The following is a 22,417-nucleotide window of genomic DNA, read 5'->3' as shown; positions in this document are numbered from 1 at the left end:
ACAGGCAATTTTCAATCCCTACCATAGCGGTAATCCTGGGGCGATCGCTCACAAATATAACAACCTCCACCCCACCGCAAAACCAGTCGGTTTTTAACCGACTTGAGCTTTCAGACAGGGAATTCCATTCCCTGGCTACTTCAGGACAGGCAATTTTCAATCCCTACCATAGCGGTAATCCTGGGGCGATCGCTCACAAATATAACAACCTCCACCCCACCGCAAAACCAGTCGGTTTTTAACCGACTTGAGCTTTCAGACAGGGAATTCCATTCCCTGGCTACTTCAGGACAGGCAATTTTCAATCCCTACCATAGCGGTAATCCTGGGGCGATCGCTCACAAATATAACAACCTCCACCCCACCGCAAAACCAGTCGGTTTTTAACCGACTTGAGCTTTCAGACAGGGAATTCCATTCCCTGGCTACTTCAGGACAGGCAATTTTCAATCCCTACCATAGCGGTAATCCTGGGGCGATCGCTCACAAATATAACAACCTCCACCCCACCGCAAAACCAGTCGGTTTTTAACCGACTTGAGCTTTCAGACAGGGAATTCCATTCCCTGGCTACTTCAGGACAGGCAATTTTCAATCCCTACCATAGCGGTAATCCTGGGGCGATCGCTCACAAATATAACAACCTCCACCCCACCGCAAAACCAGTCGGTTTTTAACCGACTTGAGCTTTCAGACAGGGAATTCCATTCCCTGGCTACTTCAGGACAGGCGATTTTCAATCCCTACCATAACCGTAATCCTAGGGCGATCGCCTATTTGCTCAATTAGATGTAGATTGGGCTGCGATGGTATTTCAGCAAATTTTACACCGAATTTCTTCCTGATAATTTCTTGGCTGACCTATGAGAATTTCTTATACAACTGCATTAATTATACATTACTAACATAGAATTATATGATACGCAGGTAAATAAGCATCTATGTCAAAGTCCGAACCTAGATTGGAATCGTCCACTTTCTAAGGAAGATATCTGCACCAAGTCCACTAAATTAGGGTTTAATCAGGTGTTGAATATTACCCAGCAACAAATTCAACTATACTCTTGTAATGGGTTCGACCAGAACTAAATTATCTGGGGAATAGCTCAAGTCTAGAATTGCATTTACTCCAACCATCATCAAATGTCTCATATATCTGTTGTCATCCCTGTATATAAAGCAGAAAAAAGCCTTGATGTTCTCTATGACAGGCTCAAGGTTTCTTTGTCTGAGATTACACAGGATTTTGAAATCATTTTAGTTGAGGATTGTGGGGGCGATCGCTCTTGGGATATTATTGTGGAGTTAAGTAAGACTGACCCACGGGTAAAAGGAATTCAATTCAGTCGTAACTTTGGCCAACATTATGGCATCACAGCAGGGTTAGATCATTGTGACGCTGACTGGGTAGTTGTTATGGATTGTGATTTGCAAGACAGACCAGAAGAAATTCCCCGACTGTATGCCAAAGCTCAACAGGGTTATGATGTTGTCTTAGCTCGCAGAGGTAAACGTAAAGATCCCCCGCTGAAGCGACTTACTTCATGGTTATTTTATCAAATCTTCAATTACTTGACAGATTTGCAATATGATGGACAAGTAGGTAACTTCCGCATTATCTCTCGTCAAGTTGTCGAGAATTTTTGTGTGATGCGGGAACAACTGAGATTTTTTGGTGGTTTGGTAGATTGGATGGGATTTCCCACCGCTAGTATTAACATTACCCATGACCAGCGTTTTGAGGGCAAAAGCACTTATACTTTCGCCAAACTCTGGAAACTAGCTAGTGAAACAATTATCGCCTATTCAGACAAGCCTCTACGCCTGTCTATTAAGTTAGGTTTTCTGATTTCCACTTTGTCATTTATCTATGGTATTTATATTGCTGTTAGGGTTCTTTTTTATGGTTCTCCTGTAACTGGTTGGAGTAGCCTGATTGTGTCTTTGTATTTTCTAGGTGGGATTATTATTTCTATTCTGGGAATACTAGGTATTTATTTAGGGAAAACTTTTGATCAGACAAAAAGAAGACCTTTGTATTTACTGAAGAAGTCAACTAATAATTTTAAATTTAGTTATGGTGCTAATGTAAATGAACAATAAAGTCACAGTTTTTGCTATGACAGAAAAAGGTCATACAGTTTTAAAATCAATATTACCTAATTATAAAAATAATGTAGAAATAGTCATAGGTTCTCGTGATACACAAATACAAAAAGATTTTTATTCAGAAATAAAGTCTTTATGCGAATATCATTCTACTAAGTTTATAGATAAGAAAGAGTTTATTTCTATAAATACCAAGTATGCGTTAGCAATATCTTGGAGATGGATGATAAATACAGATGATAAGGTTTTAATTGTTTTTCATGATTCTTTACTTCCGCGTTATAGGGGTTTTAACCCTTTAGTTTCTGCCTTAATTAACAGTGAGCAAAAAATAGGTGTTACAGCTTTATTAGCTACATCAGAATATGATAAAGGAGATATTATAACGCAATCTGTAACTCAAATAGAGTATCCCATAAAAATCCAAGCAGCTATTACTAAAATACTTAAAAACTATCAAGAAACTTGTCTTTATGTAATGGAAAAAATTATTAATGATGATCATTTTATAGTTATTCCTCAAGATGAGAAAAAAGCCACTTATAGTTTATGGAGAGATGATGAGGATTATCGAATTAATTGGAACCATTCATCTATTGAATTAAAAAGGTTTATTGATGCTGTAAGTTATCCTTATAAAGGTGCATCAACTATACTAAATGGTAATTTAGTTAGAATTTTAGAAGCTGAAATAGTAAAAGATGTTGTAATTGAAAATCGTACACCAGGAAAGGTGATTTTTGTGGAAAATGATCATCCAATAGTTGTTTGCGGAGAAGGATTGTTGAAAATTATAGAAATGATAGATGATCAAACAAAAACATCTTTAAGTCCTGTTAAAAATTTTAGAATAAGATTTTTATAAACTAAGATATTTTATAATATTTAATCAAAAAACAATGAATCATCTTTACATCCTCCTAACCATCCTGTTCACAGTTTACGGACAAATTGTAATTAAATGGCAAGTGCAACTGGCGGGAGCATTTCCCCCAGACAACATAGCCAAACTGCAATACATCATCAAACTACTACTCAACCCCTGGGTAATTAGTGGCTTTGCTGGTGCATTCCTAGCAGCAATTAGCTGGATGGCCGCCATGACTAAATTTGACCTCAGCTATGCTTACCCATTCATGAGTTTAGCCTTTGTCTTAGTCCTGTTTCTCAGCGCCATCTTCTTTAAAGAACCCGTGACTATTCCCAAATCCCTGGGGTTGGGATTAATTATTTTAGGTATTATTATTGGCAGTAAAGGGTAGAAATCCATTTCTCAAAAGAATCATAAAAAATTAATATGCCTCAAATTACCCAAGGAATTCGATCAATCCTTTCAATCCCTTTCTTTTATAGCTTATTTCAAAAAATCCTAGGTCAGAATAGAGCCTGTAATATTCTGATTAAAAATTATCTCAAACCCAGTATCGGCGATCGCATACTAGATATTGGTTGTGGACCTGCTGATATATTATCCTACTTACCCCAAGTGGAGTATATAGGATTTGATGCCAGTGAAAAGTATATTAGTGATGCCAAAAAGCGTTATGGCAATCAGGGAACCTTTATCTGTGAACTAGTCACATCTGACAACCTCACATATAGGGAATATTTTGATATTGTTGTGGTGTTTGGAGTATTACATCATCTTGAAGATATAGAAGCAGAAAAACTGTTTCAATTAGCTCACACCGCCTTGAAACCCGGAGGCCGATTAGTAGCTGTTGAGAATTGCTACACAGAGAATCAATCCCCCATTGCCAGATGGATTATATCTAAAGACCGAAGGCGAAATGTAAGGGATGAAAAAGGTTACTTAAATATAGGGTATAATTTATTTCCCCCCACATACATCCTGTAACATCCGTCATGACTTATTACGGATACCCTATACTCATATCATTATAGAATGTATAAAACTAGGTTAAACGGAAAAATCATATATTATTTTTAATAAACAATAATTTTCGATGAAAATCTGCCCTCAATGTCACCATCATTTTAACCAACCTAACTGGGATTGTCCCGCCTGTGGTTACACACCCCCAATATTAGATGGACACCAGAGCTTTGCACCGCAACTCGCAGAAGCCAGCGAAGGATTTGAGGCCTGTGCCTTCCCCAGACTAGCAAAACTAGAAGCCAAAAACTTCTGGTTTCGCGCCCGCAACCGCTTAATCATTTACGCCATTAAACATTACTTCCCCCACGCTCAAACCTTCCTAGAAATTGGCTGCGGAACTGGGTTTGTCCTTCAGGGAATTGAAAAACACCTCCCCCACCTCATCACCTGCGGTAGTGAAATATTTACTACCGGCTTACAATTTGCCACAGACCGCCTGTGTAAAACCACTCTATTTCAAATGGATGCCCGTAATATCCCCTTTGCGGAGGAATTTGATATTATTGGAGCTTTTGACGTTCTGGAACACATAGAACAAGATGAAGATGTACTTAAGCAAATGTATCAAGCTATTCCTGTTGGGGGGGTATAATACTGACCGTTCCCCAACATCCCTGGTTATGGAGTCAAGCTGATACCTACGCTCACCACGTCCGGCGCTATATCAAACAAGATTTAATCACCAAGTTACAGCAAACAGGATTTAAAGTAGTAAAAGTTACCTCTTTTGTTTCTCTTCTCTTACCCTTAATGCTACTTTCTCGACTCAATCAGCGCTCATCAACGAATTATGACCCCACTAGTGAGTTAAAAATTAGTGGTACCTTAAATTACCTCTTAGAGAAAATTTTAGATGTAGAACGGTGGTTGATTAAACTAGGTTTTTCCTTTCCCTGGGGCGGCTCTTTATTAGTAATTGCCTACAAACAATAACCCATGAATAAAATACCTTTTAACAAACCCTACATGACCGGTAAAGAGCTATGGTATATCAGCCAAGCTCACCACGCAGGACAACTGGCCGGGGATGGTAATTATACCAAAAAATGCCATCAATGGCTAGAAAACCATACCCACTCCCATAAAGCCCTCCTGACTCACTCCTGCACCGCAGCCCTAGAAATGTCTGCTATTTTAGCCGACTTGGAACCGGGAGACGAGGTAATTATGCCCAGTTATACCTTCGTTTCCACCGCCAACGCCTTTGTTCTCAGGGGAGCTATTCCCGTATTTGTAGATATCCGCCCCGACACCCTCAATTTAGATGAAACCCTAGTAGAAACAGCTATTACACACCGCACCCGCGCCATTGTCCCCGTCCATTATGCTGGGGTCGGTTGTGAAATGGATACCTTGCAACACATTGCCAGCAAACATCAACTATTGTTAATTGAAGATGCAGCCCAGGGACTGATGTCATCCTATAAAGGAAAACCCCTTGGTAGTTTTGGTGACTTGGCTTGCTTTAGTTTCCATGAAACTAAAAATATTATCGCCGGTGAAGGCGGTGCTTTAATTATCAACAATACCCAATTTACAGAATCAGCGGAAATCATTCGGGAAAAAGGCACTAACCGCAGTCAATTTTTCCGGGGACAGGTAGATAAGTATACCTGGATAGAGAAAGGCTCTAGTTACTTACCAGGAGAATTAATTGCTGCTTTCCTCTATGCACAACTTGAAGAAGCACAACAAATTATTACCAACCGCCTCAAAGTATGGGATGATTATCATCAACTGCTAGAACCTTTAGAAAAAGCTGGTAAATTACGCCGTCCTATCATTCCCCCTGAGTGTCAGCACAATGGACATATGTACTATATCCTGCTAGAGGATTTACAAACCCGTACCCAGCTAATTAGCTACTTGAAATCACAAGGTATTAATGCGGTGTTTCACTATGTACCTTTACATAGCTCTCCTGGTGGTAAGCATTATGGACGGGTGAACGGGAAGATGGATCATACTAACCTTCTGTCTGATTGTTTATTACGCTTACCCATGTTTCCAGAGTTAACAAGTTCACAGATAGAAATGATTGTCGAGGCTGTTAAGAGTTTTTAATATCTACACGGGAGCCATGATTTATAGTTATCCACACGGGAGCCATAATTTATAGTTATCCACACGGGAGACATAATTTATAGTTATCCACACGGGAGCCAGGGAATAAATTCCCTGTCTAAAAGCTTAAGTCGGTTGAAAACCGACTAGGAAGAAGATTCAAGGAACTTGTCCTAATAACTTCCACAAATATTCACCATAACTATTTTTGGCGTATTTATCTGCGATCGCTCCTAGTTGCTCTGGGGTAATCCACCCCTTTTGGTAGGCAATTTCTTCGGGACAGGCAATTTTTAATCCCTGACGATTTTCGATGGTTTGCACAAACTGGGAAGCCTCTAATAAGCTCTCATGGGTACCCGCATCCAGCCAAGCAAAGCCGCGACCGAGTAACTCCACCCGTAAATTACCTGTTTGCAAATAGGCTTGATGGATATCGGTAATTTCTAGCTCACCCCGGGGGGAGGGTTGAATCTGCTTGGCAATGTCAATAACGTGATGGTCATAGAAGTATAGCCCAGTGACAGCATAGTTAGACCGGGGCTGCTGGGGCTTTTCGGTAATAGATAACACCTGTCCCTGGTGGTCAAATTCCACTATTCCAAAGCGTTGGGGGTCTTTAACAGCATAACCAAACACTGTCGCCCCGCCGTGAGTCTGTGTAGCAGTAACCGCACGCTGTAACTGAGGCGTGAAGCTCTGACCATAAAAAATGTTGTCTCCCAGGACTAAACAAACAGTATCTTCACCAATAAAGGACTCACCAATTAAGAAGGCTTGGGGTAATCCTTCCGGTCGGGTTTGCACAGCATAGGTGAGATTTAACCCCCACTGCTCCCCAGTTCCCAGGAGGCGCTGGAAGCTTTGTTGGTCTTGAGGTGTGGTAATTACCAGGATGTCCCGAATATCAGCCAGCATCAGCACCGATAGGGGATAGTAAACCAGGGGTTTGTCGTAGACCGGTAGAAGTTGTTTGGATGTCCCCAAGGTGACGGGGTGGAGGCGAGTACCAGACCCTCCTGCTAAAATAATCCCTTTCATTGCTTGATTACCAATGGCTGTCTTTGATACTTCCCATCCCAAGGGTTTTGCCGATACCTGTGGCAAAAGTTTCTTGGGGTTCCCACCTAAGTTGTGGGCGAATTTTACTCCCATCAGTAGCATAGCGGTAATCGTGGGGCGATCGCTGACAAAGGTAATTAAGCCACTTTTATAACAACCTCCACCCCACCCCAAAACCAGTCGGTTTTTAACCGACTTCAGCTTTCAGACAGGGAATTCCATTCCCTGGCTANAGGGAACAGGGAACAGGGAACAGGGAGCACCGGAGCACCGGAGCAGGGAATGGGGGACACACAAAAAACAATAAAATCCAGTCCCCTCCCCTGACAAGGACAAGACTTGGTGGACAAGGTGGACAAGGTGACAAGGGAGAAAAACAGTACAAAGTCTGTATTTTTAGTAAGAAAAATAGCCCCTTAAAAGACCATTGTCCGTATAAAATCTTCCTTGTCCACTTTCCTTCCTTGTCTTCCTAGTCTTGCCTTCACAGATCATATTAAAAACCTACCCTTGCAAGGAGAGGGTGGGGTGAAACAATAGTTGATACACTAATCATGACTTATCAAACATCCTCTATGAGTGTTAATACGGCTTTGGGTAAAAGTTTATCTTTGAACCAGACTATTTTGGCCGGAACGTTATCTAATTTGACTCCAGCTTTTTCTAGGTTCAATCTTTCGGAAATGGCTAAAATTAAGTTCTCACATCCAGAACGCCGCACTTGATAAAATTTCTTTTGTAAATATTCTGGTCGCCAATAACCAACTATTTCTAGTAAGTAGTCACGTCCATCAGGATGGACTAGGCGAAAGTCGGGAATCATGACGCTACCGGGTATGGGAATTAAATCTACTTCTCGTTCTAATACCCAATCGGTTTTGAGTACATCCCATTTCTCGGCAAAGGATGACTCGATCATACTATCGTAAGGTTTACCGGGGGAATAGTGGGAGACTAACCCACATTCAGAGTTCAGGGTAAAACGTCGGGTTTTCCATTCTTGGGTGTTAATATCCCTGGTCTGTAAGGTGGCGCAAAGACTCCATTTAGTCACATGAAGTAAGGCGGGAATTAATTTGGCGATCGCCAGTCCATATCTTGTACTCGGTCTAAATAAACTGGTCGGACCGTCAACGGTAATTGTAAATCCGTGGTCTGCATCCCCCTCAATATACGCCATCAGTTGAAACAATTTTAAATAACGAAATAATAGTTTATATTGCCCCGGTACATTGCGATGAGCATTTAAAGTTAACTGACTGGCTTTATAAAAGATTCCCTGGACTTGAGACAAGTTATATCTATTTAATAATTCTACGGCTGTGGGTGCATCAAAATTCGTTAAAATCTTATTTTCATTCAAATCAGCATATAACCCATCTCGGACTTGCTCCCATAAAACTTCTCTTTGCAGTTGCTGACTCAGTTCATCGGCAATTCTGGTTAAAATAATTTGGGTTGATTCTCTACTACAAACTGACTGGGAGGCTAAACTAAATACCCGCTCTCTTAACATGGGTGGTTCTAGGGGACTGACTACCTCAAAGGTACAGAAACTGCTTTTGAGAATATAACCTAACCCCCGCTTGACTCGGTAATCTGTCCCGTCTCCCTCTAGGTCTAACAGTTGACTTTCTAGGAACCCTACAGACTTACCCCGCGCTTCCTCAAAACACTTAATTAACTCCTGCGCTAACTCCAAACTATGGCGATCAATCTTCAATCTCTTGGGAATGATTTCCTCTCCGTTCTGGCGATGACTCAGTAAATCCGTCGGTAACATTTCCCTGCTCTGTTGAATATTTAATGTCTAACTGTTCTGCTGCTTTGGGGACTCTACTTTGACCACCGCCATAAATTACCCGTAAATTACCCTTGTTTTCCGGGTGTTTTTCCCTGCTTTGGTTGTAGTTCTCCACTCCCCTGCGTCTGGCGGAGGTTCCCTCTTCGCTGGTATCTTCGGCTACTACTTCATATAAAATCGCCTGTTTATTAGCTACATTCCCCTTTCTTAACACCCTACCCAAACGCTGTATATACTCCCTGGTGGAACCAGTACCGGATAAAATAATGGCTACGGAAGCAGCGGGAACATCAACCCCCTCATTTAAGACATGGGAAGCTACCAAGGTATTATACTCACCCTCTCGAAACTTGGTGAGAATTTCGTGGCGCTCTTTGACGGGAGTTTGATGGGTAATGGCGGGAATTAATAACTGTTGGGAAATTCTATATACTGTGGTATTATCCGCTGTAAAGATTAAAATCCGCTCCGGGAAGTGTTGGGCTAATAGGTCGGCTAAAATTCGCAACTTGCCATCAGTACCTAAAGCAATATTTTTCGCCTCCCGGTGTGCTAACATGGCTCTACGACCTGCAGGCGATCGCCCACTCATTTTCACAAACATTTGCCAACCTTGAATACTCCCCAGGGAAATTTTAGACTGGCGTAAAAAGTCGTTACGGGTTTGAATTAACTGGTTGTATCGTTCTCGCTCCTGCTGGGATAAGGTCACTTTAATATGTACAATTTCATGGTGAGCTAAAGCACCCCCCGCTAAATCCTCAGCGCGTTTGCGATAGACTTCTGGGCCAATGAGTATATTTAAATCAGCGTGTTTCCCATCGGTACGTTCCGGTGTAGCTGAGAGTCCTAACCGATAAGGAGCAATAGAATACTCAGCTATTACCCGCCCAAAGTCTGTGGGTAAGTGATGACATTCATCAAAAATTATTAAAGCATATTTATTGCCTAAACTTTCCGCATGAATTGCCGCACTATCATAGGTCGCCACTAAAATCGCCGTGCGATCGCCCGAACCACCCCCCAACAAACCCACCTCAGCATCAGGAAACGCCGCCACTAAATGAGCATACCACTGATGCATTAAATCCAGAGTCGGCACTACAATTAGGGTGGTGCGGGGTGTGGATTGCATCGCCATTTGTGCTAAATAAGTCTTTCCCGCCGCCGTGGGGAGAACTACAACCCCCTGTCTACCCCCCAATTTCCAAGCGGTTAAGGCTTCAATTTGGTGGGGGTAAGGCTCCATTTCTAAACTGGGGATTAAATCCACCGGGTAAAATTCCTTAGCTTCATCAATAAAATATACCCCCTCCCCTTGGAGTGCTTCCACCACAGGGCGATAATTAATCGCGGGAATCCGAAACTTTTCGACTCTATCATCCCATGTGGCGTAATCCATCCACCCTTTACCCCGTGGTGGTGGATGTAAAATTAAAGTACCTCGGTTAAATTGTAGGGTGGGTGTGCGAGCCATTACATATGAACTTGATTTACAAGCTAGGTTACCAGAACTTGGCGGGAGCGTGAAAGCCCCTGAGAGGATGTTTGATAAGTCATGATTAGTGTATCAACTATTGTTTCACCCCACCCTCTCCTTGCAAGGGTAGGTTTTTAATATGATCTGTGAAGGCAAGACTAGGAAGACAAGGAAGGAAAGTGGACAAGGAAGATTTTATACGGACAATGGTCTTTTAAGGGGCTATTTTTCTTACTAAAAATACAGACTTTGTACTGTTTTTCTCCCTTGTCACCTTGTCCACCTTGTCCACCAAGTCTTGTCCTTGTCAGGGGAGGGGACTGGATTTTATTGTTTTTTGTGTGTCCCCCATTCCCTGCTCCGGTGCTCCGGTGCTCCCTGTTCCCTGCTCCGGTGCTCCCTGTTCCCTAATATAAAAATTACCTGTTTAATACTTTCCAAACATCCTCATAGAGGGAGAGCAATAAAACCTCACTGCTAACTCAGCTTAATAAAAACTCCACCTCATTTAACTTTCCTTCCAACAAATCTAATAACTCATTCACATCCTTACCCACCTGTGCAAAACAAACCGGGGGGGGAGGTTCAGGCGCAAACTGAATCAACTTCAGTTCACCCTTACCAATTGCAATCATCAACACTTCCACCTCAGGATCATGATGGTCAATAATTCCCAAAATTTCCTGGAGACGATTTTCCACCTTCTCATTTAAAACTTCAATCGCCCCTTGAGGACAATAAACAAAATGGGGACTAGGCTGTAAATCAATACCCAGGATACCCTGCTGATTACCATTTTGTAACCACAACCCCCAAAAAACAGCCGCCAAATCGCGGTGATTATCCCTAACAAACCTATCCAACTCAACACGCCACTTGCTATTATGGGAAACCGCGCCACCACTACCAAACATCATAAACTCTCTGCTCCTGGTGCGCCTAGTACGTGAAACCTATCATACACCAGGTTGTCACCAAAACTGCAAAAACCTCACCACCACAGCCAAACATTCAGATGTTGACTGTTGACGGTTGACGGTTGACGGTATGGCTAACGCCACGCTATCGCTATCGACTTCGCTCACCGACCACGGTTGACGGTTGACGGTTGTGAGCAACTGGTGGCAATATCCTAAAAATGATTCTAAAATTCAAATAATAATTGTCCAAAGACATCTTGAACAGCAAACTAACCAATGGTAAAATTCTGCTGCTGAACTAGCAGATCAACTGCCATGGCAATTAATGTATGATTAGGTATGGATTCAGCCAAGTTGATGCCTATAATGATGCCTAAATACAGATCACCAAAGGAGATGGGAAGACGAAGGCAAGCTTAAAGCAATCCGTACACCAGGAGGTCAAAGGCGGTTCATTCTCGAACAAGTCGAAAAAATCGGGGGAATACCCAGGACAATTAAAACTATTTGCTATGGACGAGTATCGACTCATTCCCAGCAAGACTATTTGCAACGACAACTTGAACACTTGCGCACGAGATACCCAGAGGCTGAAAAAGATTGTGTCAGCACCTTGATAATCTCATCAGCCGTTCTACCAAAACAAGATGCCGTAAACGTAGAAAGATGCGTATTGCTGCTAATCGTGTAAGAGAAAGAATTCAGAATTTAATTAAAGATTTGCATAATAAAGCTGTTAACTTGCTTGTTAATGCATACAAAGTAATTTACTTACCAACCTTTGATTCTAGTCAAATGGTGATGAAAAAACGTAGCGGGAAGAAACGCAAAATCAACAGTAAGTCTGTACGGCAAATGCTGACTCTTTCCCATTACAAATTTGAGCAACATCTTAAACAAGCTGCACAAAGAAAAGGTGTAATAGTCGTTCTTTGCAACGAATCATATACATCAAAAACATGTGGTAACTGCGGTCATATTCACCATAAATTAGGTGGAAACAAAATTTTTAAATGCCCACATTGCGGAATTCAGGTCTATCGTGATGTGAATGGCGCACGTAATATTTTATTACGTGCTTTGCAAGCAACTGCCTTCACCGTGACGCATGATTCTATCGTGCTTTCTGAGGAGTCAGAATTGACGGATGCCGTAGTTAATCTAGTTTAATCGCTTTGATTAGCTTAAAAGTTGCACGTGTCACCATAGTACATAAGTTACCTAAAGATGCAAAAGGAGATCAAACCTTGAAAAGTCAGCAATTAGGAAATTGGCAAACTACAGTTTTGGGTATTGTATTAGCACTGGTTGTGCTTGTCGGCGTAAATTCCTTTGTGATTCTCAGTCCAGGACAAGCAGGAGTCATCAGCATCTTAGGTAAAGCTAGAGATGGGGCGCTACTAGAAGGTATTCACATTAAACCACCACTGATATCAGTAGTAGATGTGTATGATTTGACAGTACAAAAGTTTGAAGTCCCTGCGGAAAGTTCTACCAAGGATTTGCAAAATTTATCTGCAAGATTTGCGATTAACTTTCGCCTTGATCCGGCGCAGGTAGTGGAGGTGAGAAGAAGACAAGGAACTTTAGCAAATATTGTTTCCAAAATCATTGCGCCGCAAACACAGGAAGCGTTTAAAATCGCGGCCGCCAGAAGAACGGTAGAAGAAGCAATTACCAAAAGAAGTGAATTAAAAGAAGATTTTGATCTAGCCTTGGGCGATCGCTTGGCTAAATATGGGATAATAGTTTTAGACACTAGTGTAGTTGACTTGAATTTCTCACCGGAGTTTGCCAGGGCGGTAGAGGAAAAACAAATAGCTGAACAACGGGCTCAAAGAGCCGTTTATGTAGCACGAGAAGCGGAACAAGAAGCGCAAGCAGATGTTAATCGCGCTAAAGGTAAAGCGGAGGCTCAAAGACTTTTAGCAGAAACCCTCAAAGCCCAAGGGGGAGAGTTAGTTCTGCAAAAAGAAGCAATTGAAGCTTGGAGAACTGGCGGCGCTCAAATGCCGAAAGTTCTCGTTATGGGTGGTGAAGCCAAAGGCGGTGTACCCTTTATTTTCAATCTGGGAAATGTTTCCGAAAAATCATAATCCAGTCTAGATCGTGACCATAATCCATGGATAAATATCAGAAATAGAGCGGTAGGGTATTCCCTTCTTCAAGCCAAGAGTCTCCTAAGCGATAACGCCAGCGCTGCTGCAAGCAGATCACCGGATTTTCTTGGAAGCTTAGACTGTACTCCAAGAGTACAGTCTAGGAGTATTTCACGTTAATTATAGCGGGGTGGGCTATACCCACCTCACACACACCACTAGTAAAATTCAACCAGAACATAAGAAACTAAGTTATGTCAACTCCCAACCACCAAAATCTCACGGTTTCAGAAGCCAAAAAAATTCTGAATAAATTCAACTGCTTAGATATAGCACCTATCCTCAAACCTTCAGAAGCAGCTTTAGTGCGTCGGGCTTTAATTTTAGTAACTAGTATTTCCGACTACCAAATCTTGGGAATCTGTGCTGATACAGCTGAGGATGGGATACTGGCGATGACAACTTATTCCTATGCTTTTGGCTATGAAGCCCCCAGTAATTTACCAACACCAGAAGGGCCTGTTTATATCAAATTAAATGGCAAAAATGGTTTATGTTATCTAGATTCCTATGCGGGACATCATCGGGGGGTGTTAATTTCTTGTCAATCCTACCATGAGGGGGGAATTAACGAACTGTATGGACATTTGCCCCTGGATTTGTTTGCTTAGATCAGGTTTGTAGTGAGGACTTTAGTCCTGGATACAGAGAATTTGATGGGAGTAGGTAGGCACAGGGTAAGCAGGAATCCCTACCCCACAATATTTATGATGATATTATGATGATATTATGATGATATTATGATTATTATAATTATAATAGCAAAATAATTTAATTATAATGATTAATTTTTATGAGTATAATTACATTACAATCAGTTAAAAAAGATTTTGGCATCAAGGAAATTTTAAAAGATGCCAGTTTTAGTTTAGATGCTACTGATAAAGTGGGCTTAATTGGTACTAATGGCTCTGGTAAATCAACTTTGTTAAAAATGATTGCCGGATTAGAATCAATTGATAGTGGACAGATTACTTTTAGTGCTGGTGCAAAGGTAATTTACTTACCCCAACAACCAGATGTAAACGAGAACTACACAGTTTTAGAGCAAATTTTTGCCGATAGCGGCCAACACCTGGCTTTAGTTCGTGAGTATGAGGAACTATCTGAGCAAATTGTTCATCATCCAGAAGATAGTCAGCTGATGTCCCGCTTGTCTAGTGTAATGCAACGGATGGAAACTACCGGCGCTTGGGATCTGGAAACCAAGGCCAAAATCATTTTAACTAAGTTAGGAATTTCTGACTTTAACGCGGTGGTTGGGACTTTATCAGGAGGATATCGCAAGCGCATTGCTTTAGCTACAGCTTTACTATCGGAACCAGACGTTTTACTGATGGATGAACCCACTAACCATTTAGATGCACTGTCTGTGGAATGGCTGCAAAGTTATTTAAATCGCTTTCGTGGTACGCTGTTGTTGATCACTCACGATCGCTATTTCCTAGATCAGGTCACAAACCGGATTATTGAAATAGACAGAGGTGATGTTTACACCTATGCAGGTAATTATTCATATTACCTGGAAAAGAAAGCTTTAGCCCAAGAGTCCGCCATGAGTAGCCAACGTAAACATCAAGGTGTATTACGTCGAGAATTAGAATGGTTAAAACGCGGTCCAAAAGCCAGAAGCACTAAACAAAAAGCCAGAATCCAACGCATTGAAGCGATGCGGGAAACTGAATTTAAACAGCTTCAAGGTAAAGTGGAGATTTCCACAGTTAGCCGCCGCCTTGGTAAAAAGGTGATTGAATTAAATAATATATCTAAGGGCTATGATGGTCGCACCCTGATTAATAATTTCACCTATGAATTTAGTCCAGAAGACAGGATCGGGATTATTGGCCCTAATGGTACTGGTAAATCTACTTTAATGGATATAATTACCGGGAGGATTCAACCAGATTCCGGTAGTGTGGAAATTGGCGCTACAGTTCACATTGGCTATTTTGACCAGCATTCTGAAGAGTTACTCACAGCGGTAGATGAAAATCAGCGGGTGATTGACTACATCAAAGAAGAGGGGGAATTTGTCAAAATCGCCGACGGTACCCAGATTTCGGCGGCGCAAATGTTGGAGCGATTCCTGTTTCCTGGAAACCAGCAGTACGCACCAATTTATAAATTATCTGGGGGTGAAAAACGCCGTTTATTTTTGCTGCGAATTCTTATTGGTGCGCCGAATGTGTTGATTTTAGATGAACCAACCAATGATTTAGATGTGCAAACATTGGCGGTGCTAGAAGATTATTTAGAAGATTTTGCTGGGTGTGTAATTGCAGTTTCTCACGATCGCTACTTTTTAGATCGGACTGTAGATAGTATTTTTGTCTTAGAGGAGGGTGGTAATCTCAGACAATATCCCGGTAATTACTCAGTTTATCTAGATTATAAAAAAGCACAAGAGGATCTAGAAAAGCAACAGCAAGCAGCCAATGTGACTGAAAAACCAGCAACAACACCCACAGTTACCAGTTCATCTACAGTGACGGAAAATAAAAAGCGTCGCCGATTGTCAAATTGGGAAAAGCGGGAATTTGAGGAGTTAGAAGTTAAAATTGCTAATTTAGAATCAGAGAAAGCGGAAGCGGAGAAAGCCTTAATCAGTGTGTCTGGGGGGAATTACACCCAAGTCCAAAAACTCTATGAACAGGTAGAAAACCTCAAGCAGTCCATTGATATAGCTACAGAACGCTGGTTAGAATTAGCTGAGATGGACTCTTAAGAAAAACGGTAAGAAATAATATGTCAGTTAAAGTTGGTGATACTGCTCCTAATTTTACCCTCAGGGATCAGAACGGCTCCATGGTCAGCCTCAACGATTTCCGTGGGAAAAAAGCTGTTGTTTTATACTTTTATCCCAAGGATGATACACCCGGATGTACGGCGGAATCCTGTGGATTTCGCGATCAATACGAGGTGTTTAAAACTGCGGGTGCGGAAGTAATTGGGGTGAGTGGAGATTCTCCCGAATCTCACCAGAAATTCGCGGCAAAATACAATTTACCTTTTACTCTCTTGAGTGATAAAGATAACAAGGTGCGTAAGGAATACGGCGCTACTATGGCTTTTGGTTTTGTTCCTGGTCGTGTGACCTATGTAATTGATCAAGAGGGGGTTGTGCGCTTTGTTTTGGATACTATGTTTAATTTTCAGGCTCACGTAGAGGAAGCGCTGAAAACTTTGCAAGACTTAGCTGTGAAATAACCTCACCCCCCGCCCCTCTCCCTAGCCTAGCTAGGGTTTAACCCCACCCTAACCCTCCCCTTGTTTAGGGGAGGTAAGTAGATTTACTGTTTGCTTTCAGTACATCTCGATACTCAGGGGAGATAGGGGCTAGTCTTACTTATGATTATAGGAGTGGGATTTGTCCCCTACGCCATGATTAACATGGGCTGAATGACCATTTTTACCGTTGGTATGACCATTGGTCTTGCGGGGTTGAATTACACCATAACCGCCGTGGTTACGTTCGTAAACTACATTAATTTCCCCACTTTCCGAGTTGCGGAACATATAAAAGTCGTGTCCCACTAGTTGCAGCTGTTCTGTGGCTTCTGCAAGGGTCATGGGTGGCATGGGAAAATATTTTGTCCGGACTACCTCATCGGGTAATTCGGGGGTGCGATCGCCGATTAAATCTGCGGCTACCGGTTCGGGAACTAAGGCTTGATTTGTGGGTTGGGCGTGAGTTTTTTGATCTTGACGTCTTTCTTTATATTTTCGCAGTTGACGGGCAATTTTATCTGCTACCAAGTCGATGCTGGCGTATAAGTTTTCGCTGCTTTCCTCCGCGCGGATGACGTTACCATTGGCGTAAATAGTCACTTCCGCTGCTTGCTTGGTAGTAATTCGGGGATTGCGGGCGACGCTTAGATGTACATCCACTTCATTAGTGATGTGTTGAAAGTGACTGACGGCTTTTTCAATTTTTTGATGTACATATTCCCGAATTGCATCGGTGATTTCAATATTTTTGCCGTGGATGACAAGCTTCATGTAAACTCTCCCACTGATATATTTTTTGATGTGAATTTGTTTTGTATGAATGGATGCCGCGGTAAGATTGGCACTACCGCCAAAACAAATTTTGAACAATTTTAATGTACTGCTTATGCCTGTGCTCTCTATCGGATCTGCGATCTGGTTTGAGATGCAAACTATTTGTGAGATTGATCAGCCAGTGCATTCGTTGTGATCCTGTTGGGCTTGATGCTTGATGCAGAGAATTCCTCCTAACACCGTTGAGGTTATATGTCTAAGGTAGCACTTTGTATTCTGTAATGCACATTTAGTTGATGTTCCTTTAAAATCCTTTGCATAGCTTGACATTTGTTGCTTCAACTCTTGTCAGTTGCAATATATTTGGTCAATAAGGTAGTTGATTTTTGGCATAGTCCGTAGTATGGAAACAGATCACAGAAGTTGTTTGTTATTTAATGTAGGACTGATGCCATATCTAGATGCTCTATCATGGCAGCGATCGCTATTGACTGAGCGCATTCATCACCCTAGTCTCCAAGATGTGTTAATATTGTTGGAGCATCCCCCTGTCTACACTTTGGGACAAGGAAGTAACCCGGAATTTCTCAAGTTTGACCGAGAAAATACTAAATTTGATGTCCAGACCGTTGAACGCGGCGGCGAGGTGACCTATCATTGTCCTGGTCAGGTAGTAGGTTATCCGATTTTAAATCTGCGACATTATCGCCAAGACCTGCATTGGTATTTAAGGCAATTAGAAGAAGTATTAATTCAGGTACTAGCCCTGTATGGCTTGTCAGGCGATCGCCTTCCCGGTTTGACTGGTGTTTGGCTCCAAGGGCGAAAAGTAGCCGCCATTGGGATCAAAGTTAGTCGCTGGATTACTATGCATGGGTTCGCCCTCAATGTTTGTCCTGATCTGTCAGGCTTTGAGCATATTATCCCCTGTGGTATTGCTGATCATCCTGTAGGTAGTTTAGCCGAGTGGATTCCCGGTATTACCCCTCAAGAGGTACGTGTTCATATAGCCCGGTGTTTTGCCCAAGTGTTCGGCGTAGAATTGGTTCAAGAGTAACTAAACCGCTGGAGCAGCGGAAATTACCAAAAACACCAGCAGTACCAAAATTAGGATACTGAGTTTAACGATCAGGTAAGTGGTAGGGTCAGATAATGTGAGATTGTGAGTCATCTTACACCTCCATTTGCTGGTTTCCTACCTCCATTGTGGCTCAAAAATCCCTAAAATCCTGCTGATGTGAACTTTCAGTAACATTTTGTAGCATTCCTACACTGGGGCAGATTTTTGATATTCTATCCGTAGTTGTGGAATATCAGCCCGTTCAGCCTCATAAAACGTCACACGGCTGATTTCTTGTAACCCCAATTGTGTAAACTGGGCTAGTTCGGAACTAGACAAAGGCCAAGGCGGTCCATCAGGTTCTACCTCAGTTTCCCGAAACCGATTAATCAATAGTAAAGTACCTGCTGGTGCAACTACAGAAGCAACCGATGTAATCACAGTTGAGCGGATATTTAAGGGTAGAGCTTGGATATTCCTAATTTCTACCACTAAGTCAAAGGCTTGCTCCCAGTGTGAGGGAAGGCCTAACAAATCTACAACGACATATTTCACACAGGAGTTAGGAAATCGTTGCTGACACCAGTTAATGGCCGTGGGGGAAATATCAAAGGCGGTTACTTGAAATCCCCTGGTTGCTAGCGCTTGTGCATCATCTCCTAAACCACACCCAATCACTAGGGCTGATTTTCCCTGACCTTGAGGGTTATTAGTCGTCAACCAATCTTGTAAAAGGGGGTGAGCGGTTAACTTCGCCCAGGGGATTTGGGTAACATCACCCTGGGACTGACTATATAAAACATCAAACCAGGCGGTAGGATTTGAGTTCTCTATGGCTTCAGTGGCTAGTTGTTTCACCCTTTGCTGTAAGTTTTGTGGCTGTAAGTTTTGTGGCTGTTCCTCAAACATCTGTTACCTCTGGTTGTAAGAAATTTATAAAACCATACATTAATACCCCCAGAAATTCTGAGGGAGTTAGGCGGGTATTCAATTGTTCTCACGCTATGCAGGGTTAGGTTGGGTTTTACCTTGCAGTAGCCGAATAATCGCGGTTTTTTCTAAAATTCCCACAAGTACCCCATTCTCAGAAATCACAGACAGGGTGGATAATTTGCGCTGTTCGAGTAGCTGTACTACTTCTAACAGGGGTTGATCTGATTTGACTGTGGTCAACTCCTCAATAGACTTCATAACGGCGCTGATGGGGGTTTGTGTCCATTGGGTTGTGGGAATACCTCGCAAATCATCCAGGTTAATTACCCCTACTAATTTTCCCTGTTCATCGGTAACTAAGAATTTTCTCCAGTCTTGATTGTGGAAAATTCTTTGATCGGCAAACTCTCGCAGGGTAGTATGAGCATATACAATGGGGCTATCACCGGTAACAACATCTGCTGCTGTTAAACCTGTGCATTTTTCCTGTACCCTGGCAAATTGCGCCGCTCTACCGGCATTTTGCAGCAAGAAGAAACCAATTAATAGGTTCCAGAAGTTGGCGAAGCTACCAAACAATAGTAGTGGAATGACACCAGAGGCGATCGCTACCCAGCCAAATACTTGTCCGACTCCACTGGCAAAAGATACACCTTTATAAGGATTTCCTGTAATCTTCCACACGGCTGCTTTGAGGATATTACCACCATCTAGGGGTAAGCCGGGAATCAGGTTAAATAATGCTAAGGCTAAGTTAACCGAAGCCAGAACACCGAGGATGGCTGCTGTTGCTCCTGTGGCGGTGGTGGTTACATTAATTACTGTAAATGTACCATACAGGAACAAGCTGACTAGAGGACCTGCGATCGCCACCCAAAATGCTTCCCCTGGGGTTTGGGACTCTTTTTCTAAGCTAGCTAGACCGCCGAAAATAAACAAAGTAATAGATTTGACATCAATCCCCTGGTTAATGGCGACAAAACTATGTCCTAATTCATGGGCGACGACTGAGGTAAACAATAACAACGCTGTTATCAGTCCCAGTAAAAAAGCAAATCCCCCAGGTAACCAAGGAAATTGTGTAGCTAGTCCATTACTGTAACTCCAAGCTACTAGGCCCAGCACGAGAAACCATGACGGATGGATATAGAAAGGAATCCCGAAGAGATTGCCAACGCGAATTGTACCATTCATGCCGTACACCTTTGAATACGTCTGCTATCTGCATTGATTGTAACGTAATATTAAAATTTATTAATTTATGTCCTAGTTGTGGTAACCGCCCCTTTGAGTGCGGTTTTTAGCTATGGAGATTTTGCAGGGTTTTGTAGGCGAATCAATGTATTATGAATTTCCCGTTTTAACTCATTGTTACTTTGTAGCTCCATAGTGATTTTGTTGAATTGATCAATAGTCAGTCCATTATTTTCGACTATTTTCTGAGAATGATTACAGTAATTTACCGCAATATTTTGAGCCTGGCGTGGTAACTCTTGCATACTCTGGGGATCATTACAAATAATTCTCGGTATTTCTCCACTCCCAATCAGTCTTTTAATTTCATCAAAGGCCCGTTGTCGGGGTGTCTCCATTGCCAAAACAGCTTGGGCGTAGTTGGTAATCTCAGCATTATTAACGGAATTGCTTACAGGCTGTGTTTGACCATAAGCTCGGTAACTATAGCTCAGACTGCTAGTAAGTAAACTAGCAGTACTCAGAACACCTAAACATAGAATCCGGGACAGCATATGTTGCAGACTAGTGTGACCAAATAAATGAGGGGTTGTTTTCATACAGTCTATGACACACAAGTGTAATAGATATGGTTAATACCTTTGAATTATTTTACGAGTCAGAAGTTCCAGAGAACTGCCTGGGAATAAAATTTTCATCTTTTTGATCTTTAACGTTGACCTTGGCATACTTGACAAATTTCTATAACTTTTGTCTGTAGTGCAGGTACTTCAGGGGATCCTTGCTTGATACTTACTTCCAATTGTAGTAGTAGTGGTAAGCAGGAGATAAGTTGCTCTAGAGACAGTGATTTGACTTCTTGCTGTAGGAAGTAAATACGTTTAGGGTTGTTAATTTCGGCTACTTGGGCGATCGCTTGGGGGTTGCGTTCCCCGCTTTCCATTGCTATCTTTACCAACAACCAGGTGCGAAATTGGCCTATGAGCGTTGCAACTATCCGTAGTCCCGGTTCGGCTGCACTGATAAGATCAGCCAAAATACTCAAAGCTTTGGGTGTATCTCCCATCTTCATTGCTGCTGCCAATTGTAAACTATTCTGAGTAGTATTTCTGACTAATTGCGTAATGGTATTTATGTCTAAAGGCTTACTGCTATTTTTGGTATAAAGTCGCAGTTTCTCCATTTCATTATACAGTAGGCGTGTATCATTACCTACAGCCTCTGCTAAAAGTTCCGCACCACGGGAAGTTAGTTTGACTCCTACAGTTTCAGCTACTTGATTTACGGACTGTACCAGCAGTTCCGTTTTCCAAGGTGGGATGAGGGGAAATTCTCGAAATTCCTGAGCGGATTTTTTCAGTAGTTTGGTGGATTTAAGGCGCTCATCTGGTTTGTTGCGACTGGTGAGTAATAACCAGGAGTTTTCGGGAATGACTGATAAGGTTCGCGTTAGTTCTGCTAAAATGTTATCTGGACATTGTTGACAGACTGTGCTATTGACTAGCCAGACAAAACGCCCACCACCGCCAAAGGCTGGTGTCATCACTTGGTTTAAGGCGGTAATTGCGGCATCGGGTTGATCTGATGATAGAATTGTAGAGTTAAAACTTATCCACAAAGGATCAAGGATGCGATCGCGCAATGTCGCCACTGCTTTTTCCATGGCAAAATCATCCTCACCCCAATAGACATAGATTGGCATAAATTCGCCTCAGATCAGATGCCGACAT

Annotated in this window: 26 protein-coding genes; 16 read left to right on the top strand and 10 right to left on the bottom strand. The window is 42.1% G+C overall.

The annotated features are described in order from the left end of the window. From IM676_RS10795 to rffA, 10 genes are all read left to right on the top strand, one after another. Positions 1–242, top strand: a 242-nt coding sequence (locus IM676_RS10795; RefSeq protein ID WP_200986921.1) for a hypothetical protein, incomplete at its 5' end; no start/stop codon positions are given. 5 nt (positions 243–247) lie between these two features. Further along, positions 248–532, top strand: a complete 285-nt coding sequence (locus IM676_RS10790; RefSeq protein ID WP_200986920.1) for a hypothetical protein — start codon at positions 248–250, stop codon at positions 530–532. A 5-nt stretch (positions 533–537) separates the two neighbouring features. Then, complete coding sequence (locus IM676_RS10785) at positions 538–789, top strand: hypothetical protein (RefSeq protein ID WP_200986919.1); 252 nt, start codon at positions 538–540, stop codon at positions 787–789. Between the two features lie 354 nt (positions 790–1,143). Next, complete coding sequence (locus IM676_RS10780; protein ID WP_200986918.1) at positions 1,144–2,103, top strand: glycosyltransferase family 2 protein; 960 nt, start codon at positions 1,144–1,146, stop codon at positions 2,101–2,103. Then, positions 2,093–2,974 (top strand): formyltransferase family protein, encoded by an 882-nt coding sequence (locus tag IM676_RS10775; RefSeq protein ID WP_200986917.1) that lies wholly within the window; start codon positions 2,093–2,095, stop codon positions 2,972–2,974. Before IM676_RS10780 ends, IM676_RS10775 begins: the two co-directional genes overlap by 11 nt. Positions 2,975–3,008: 34 nt before the next feature. Then, positions 3,009–3,371, top strand: a complete 363-nt coding sequence (locus IM676_RS10770) for an EamA family transporter (RefSeq protein WP_200986916.1) — start codon at positions 3,009–3,011, stop codon at positions 3,369–3,371. A 35-nt stretch (positions 3,372–3,406) separates the two neighbouring features. Continuing rightward, positions 3,407–3,967 (top strand): class I SAM-dependent methyltransferase, encoded by a 561-nt coding sequence (locus IM676_RS10765; RefSeq protein ID WP_200986915.1) that lies wholly within the window; start codon positions 3,407–3,409, stop codon positions 3,965–3,967. A gap of 109 nt (positions 3,968–4,076) precedes the next feature. Next, on the top strand, positions 4,077–4,601 hold the full coding sequence (locus tag IM676_RS10760) for a class I SAM-dependent methyltransferase (RefSeq protein ID WP_200986914.1): 525 nt from the start codon (positions 4,077–4,079) through the stop codon (positions 4,599–4,601). A gap of 158 nt (positions 4,602–4,759) precedes the next feature. Continuing rightward, a complete protein-coding gene (locus tag IM676_RS10755; RefSeq protein ID WP_200986913.1) occupies positions 4,760–4,942 on the top strand; it encodes a hypothetical protein in 183 nt (60 codons plus the stop codon). Positions 4,943–4,945: 3 nt separating this feature from the next. Beyond that, the gene (gene rffA, locus IM676_RS10750; protein ID WP_200986912.1) at positions 4,946–6,073 is read left to right on the top strand and encodes a dTDP-4-amino-4,6-dideoxygalactose transaminase; all 1,128 of its coding nucleotides are present in this window, start codon (positions 4,946–4,948) and stop codon (positions 6,071–6,073) included. Between the two features lie 159 nt (positions 6,074–6,232). On the opposite strand, the gene rfbA is transcribed toward rffA, so the two are convergent. From rfbA to IM676_RS10725, 5 genes are all read right to left on the bottom strand, one after another. Then, positions 6,233–7,309: a glucose-1-phosphate thymidylyltransferase RfbA gene (gene rfbA, locus IM676_RS10745; protein WP_449657987.1), complete on the bottom strand. Its 1,077-nt coding sequence runs from the start codon at positions 7,307–7,309 to the stop codon at positions 6,233–6,235. A 388-nt stretch (positions 7,310–7,697) separates the two neighbouring features. Further along, complete coding sequence (locus tag IM676_RS10740) at positions 7,698–8,918, bottom strand: DUF790 family protein (protein ID WP_200986911.1); 1,221 nt, start codon at positions 8,916–8,918, stop codon at positions 7,698–7,700. Then, complete coding sequence (locus IM676_RS10735) at positions 8,848–10,416, bottom strand: DEAD/DEAH box helicase family protein (RefSeq protein WP_200986910.1); 1,569 nt, start codon at positions 10,414–10,416, stop codon at positions 8,848–8,850. Before IM676_RS10735 ends, IM676_RS10740 begins: the two co-directional genes overlap by 71 nt. 485 nt (positions 10,417–10,901) lie before the next feature. Beyond that, positions 10,902–11,336, bottom strand: coding sequence for a beta-carboxysome assembly chaperone CcmS (gene ccmS, locus IM676_RS10730; protein ID WP_200986909.1), 435 nt, complete (start codon positions 11,334–11,336; stop codon positions 10,902–10,904). Between the two features lie 54 nt (positions 11,337–11,390). Then, positions 11,391–11,537 (bottom strand): hypothetical protein, encoded by a 147-nt coding sequence (locus IM676_RS10725; RefSeq protein WP_200986908.1) that lies wholly within the window; start codon positions 11,535–11,537, stop codon positions 11,391–11,393. A 468-nt stretch (positions 11,538–12,005) separates the two neighbouring features. Between IM676_RS10725 and IM676_RS10720 the strand changes: the two genes are divergently transcribed. The 5 genes from IM676_RS10720 (at position 12,006) to IM676_RS10700 (ending at position 16,705) form a co-directional block, all read left to right on the top strand. Beyond that, positions 12,006–12,509, top strand: a complete 504-nt coding sequence (locus IM676_RS10720; protein ID WP_225880329.1) for a zinc ribbon domain-containing protein — start codon at positions 12,006–12,008, stop codon at positions 12,507–12,509. A 77-nt stretch (positions 12,510–12,586) separates the two neighbouring features. Next, positions 12,587–13,435 carry a prohibitin family protein gene (locus IM676_RS10715; protein ID WP_200986907.1) on the top strand — a complete coding sequence of 283 codons (849 nt, stop codon included), beginning with the start codon at positions 12,587–12,589 and terminating at the stop codon, positions 13,433–13,435. 257 nt (positions 13,436–13,692) lie between these two features. Further along, positions 13,693–14,109, top strand: coding sequence for a DUF1824 family protein (locus IM676_RS10710; RefSeq protein ID WP_200986906.1), 417 nt, complete (start codon positions 13,693–13,695; stop codon positions 14,107–14,109). Positions 14,110–14,291: 182 nt separating this feature from the next. Next, positions 14,292–16,223, top strand: coding sequence for an ABC-F family ATP-binding cassette domain-containing protein (locus tag IM676_RS10705; protein ID WP_200986905.1), 1,932 nt, complete (start codon positions 14,292–14,294; stop codon positions 16,221–16,223). 20 nt (positions 16,224–16,243) lie between these two features. Next, positions 16,244–16,705 (top strand): peroxiredoxin, encoded by a 462-nt coding sequence (locus tag IM676_RS10700; protein WP_200986904.1) that lies wholly within the window; start codon positions 16,244–16,246, stop codon positions 16,703–16,705. Between the two features lie 135 nt (positions 16,706–16,840). Here IM676_RS10700 and hpf read toward each other — a convergent pair whose 3' ends face one another. Then, complete coding sequence (hpf, locus tag IM676_RS10695) at positions 16,841–17,497, bottom strand: ribosome hibernation-promoting factor, HPF/YfiA family (protein WP_200986903.1); 657 nt, start codon at positions 17,495–17,497, stop codon at positions 16,841–16,843. Between the two features lie 406 nt (positions 17,498–17,903). Between hpf and lipB the strand changes: the two genes are divergently transcribed. Beyond that, positions 17,904–18,557 (top strand): lipoyl(octanoyl) transferase LipB, encoded by a 654-nt coding sequence (gene lipB, locus IM676_RS10690; RefSeq protein WP_200986902.1) that lies wholly within the window; start codon positions 17,904–17,906, stop codon positions 18,555–18,557. 210 nt (positions 18,558–18,767) lie between these two features. On the opposite strand, the gene IM676_RS10685 is transcribed toward lipB, so the two are convergent. The 4 genes from IM676_RS10685 to holA form a co-directional block, all read right to left on the bottom strand. Then, positions 18,768–19,469, bottom strand: a complete 702-nt coding sequence (locus tag IM676_RS10685) for a class I SAM-dependent methyltransferase (RefSeq protein ID WP_200986901.1) — start codon at positions 19,467–19,469, stop codon at positions 18,768–18,770. A 93-nt stretch (positions 19,470–19,562) separates the two neighbouring features. Then, complete coding sequence (locus tag IM676_RS10680; protein ID WP_200986900.1) at positions 19,563–20,687, bottom strand: site-2 protease family protein; 1,125 nt, start codon at positions 20,685–20,687, stop codon at positions 19,563–19,565. A gap of 110 nt (positions 20,688–20,797) precedes the next feature. Continuing rightward, positions 20,798–21,286, bottom strand: coding sequence for a DUF4168 domain-containing protein (locus tag IM676_RS10675; RefSeq protein ID WP_200986899.1), 489 nt, complete (start codon positions 21,284–21,286; stop codon positions 20,798–20,800). A gap of 110 nt (positions 21,287–21,396) precedes the next feature. Further along, positions 21,397–22,389 carry a DNA polymerase III subunit delta gene (holA, locus tag IM676_RS10670; protein ID WP_200986898.1) on the bottom strand — a complete coding sequence of 331 codons (993 nt, stop codon included), beginning with the start codon at positions 22,387–22,389 and terminating at the stop codon, positions 21,397–21,399. Between the last annotated feature and the right edge of the window lie 28 nt (positions 22,390–22,417).

The sequence above is a fragment of the Anabaenopsis elenkinii CCIBt3563 genome, from assembly GCF_015245355.1.
In the GTDB taxonomy this organism is placed as follows: Bacteria; Cyanobacteriota; Cyanobacteriia; order Cyanobacteriales; family Nostocaceae; genus Anabaenopsis; species Anabaenopsis elenkinii.
This window is presented reverse-complemented; position numbering and strand designations above follow the sequence as displayed.

Bases quoted from the DNA above. Each gene is read 5' to 3' on its own strand.
- hpf (WP_200986903.1), bottom strand. From the start codon at position 17,497: ATGAAGCTTGTCATCCACGGCAAAAATATTGAAATCACCGATGCAATT.
- IM676_RS10735 (WP_200986910.1), bottom strand. From the start codon at position 10,416: ATGGCTCGCACACCCACCCTACAATTTAACCGAGGTACTTTAATTTTA.
- IM676_RS10770 (WP_200986916.1), top strand. From the start codon at position 3,009: ATGAATCATCTTTACATCCTCCTAACCATCCTGTTCACAGTTTACGGA.
- IM676_RS10740 (WP_200986911.1), bottom strand. From the start codon at position 8,918: ATGTTACCGACGGATTTACTGAGTCATCGCCAGAACGGAGAGGAAATC.
- IM676_RS10685 (WP_200986901.1), bottom strand. From the start codon at position 19,469: ATGTTTGAGGAACAGCCACAAAACTTACAGCCACAAAACTTACAGCAA.
- holA (WP_200986898.1), bottom strand. From the start codon at position 22,389: ATGCCAATCTATGTCTATTGGGGTGAGGATGATTTTGCCATGGAAAAA.
- lipB (WP_200986902.1), top strand. From the start codon at position 17,904: ATGGAAACAGATCACAGAAGTTGTTTGTTATTTAATGTAGGACTGATG.
- IM676_RS10780 (WP_200986918.1), top strand. From the start codon at position 1,144: ATGTCTCATATATCTGTTGTCATCCCTGTATATAAAGCAGAAAAAAGC.
- IM676_RS10710 (WP_200986906.1), top strand. From the start codon at position 13,693: ATGTCAACTCCCAACCACCAAAATCTCACGGTTTCAGAAGCCAAAAAA.
- IM676_RS10675 (WP_200986899.1), bottom strand. From the start codon at position 21,286: ATGAAAACAACCCCTCATTTATTTGGTCACACTAGTCTGCAACATATG.
- rffA (WP_200986912.1), top strand. From the start codon at position 4,946: ATGAATAAAATACCTTTTAACAAACCCTACATGACCGGTAAAGAGCTA.
- IM676_RS10765 (WP_200986915.1), top strand. From the start codon at position 3,407: ATGCCTCAAATTACCCAAGGAATTCGATCAATCCTTTCAATCCCTTTC.
- IM676_RS10720 (WP_225880329.1), top strand. From the start codon at position 12,006: ATGCGTATTGCTGCTAATCGTGTAAGAGAAAGAATTCAGAATTTAATT.
- ccmS (WP_200986909.1), bottom strand. From the start codon at position 11,336: ATGATGTTTGGTAGTGGTGGCGCGGTTTCCCATAATAGCAAGTGGCGT.
- IM676_RS10680 (WP_200986900.1), bottom strand. From the start codon at position 20,687: ATGAATGGTACAATTCGCGTTGGCAATCTCTTCGGGATTCCTTTCTAT.
- IM676_RS10705 (WP_200986905.1), top strand. From the start codon at position 14,292: ATGAGTATAATTACATTACAATCAGTTAAAAAAGATTTTGGCATCAAG.
- IM676_RS10760 (WP_200986914.1), top strand. From the start codon at position 4,077: ATGAAAATCTGCCCTCAATGTCACCATCATTTTAACCAACCTAACTGG.
- IM676_RS10775 (WP_200986917.1), top strand. From the start codon at position 2,093: ATGAACAATAAAGTCACAGTTTTTGCTATGACAGAAAAAGGTCATACA.
- IM676_RS10700 (WP_200986904.1), top strand. From the start codon at position 16,244: ATGTCAGTTAAAGTTGGTGATACTGCTCCTAATTTTACCCTCAGGGAT.
- IM676_RS10755 (WP_200986913.1), top strand. From the start codon at position 4,760: ATGCTACTTTCTCGACTCAATCAGCGCTCATCAACGAATTATGACCCC.